The following is a 637-nucleotide window of genomic DNA, read 5'->3' on the forward strand; positions in this document are numbered from 1 at the left end:
TGGGTTTACCAAAAACGGCACCTGCTTCTTGTGCAGCATCCTGCATTACCAACATCACAACCTTAGACCAGTCATTGGTAATCTCACGGTACAATACCGCCGCTGACGCGACTTGTTTTTGGAAGCGTTCCAGATCATTGCGGGGGTAAAACTGGTTATTTTGCCATGTTTCCACTTTCACCTCGTTGTTGTGAAGTAACGGGGCAATAGTGGGATAGTTTCTCATCTGAGATAACTCATTCTGTGCTTTTTTATATATCCAGGTAGCGTTATTGGGAGTACTTTCATCTATTGTAAGACTGCGTGGCCGGGTAATAAATAATCGTTCTGTTTCGATAGGATTATAGCCACCGCCAATATCCGAATGGGCGCCAGGAAATATCAGCTCTGGGTAATCAGGGTTGACACTGTTTAAAGAAAAGTTATAACGACATTCATTTGCAGCCGTAATGTGAAAAATATGTTCTGCAATGCCTGCGGGTAAACGAATATCAACATCCCCTGTATCAGCGGTATGGGGGTTAAGCCCATTGCTTAATGTGCCAATTGCCGCAACCGTATCAAAGAGACCCAGAAAACGGCTTTTCCCCGTGGGATAAGTGGATTGATTCAGATAACGTCGTTGATTGAAACCATC

1 protein-coding gene is annotated in these 637 nt (G+C 44.1%); it reads right to left on the reverse strand.

Annotation, left to right across the window (positions count from 1 at the left end):
* Positions 1 to 637 (reverse strand): phospholipase effector Tle1 domain-containing protein (locus Xkoz_RS19325; protein WP_141554462.1); only part of this gene is annotated, 637 nt, incomplete at both ends.

Origin of the sequence: Xenorhabdus kozodoii (genome assembly GCF_002632875.1) — a bacterium.
GTDB lineage: Bacteria > Pseudomonadota > Gammaproteobacteria > Enterobacterales > Enterobacteriaceae > Xenorhabdus > Xenorhabdus kozodoii.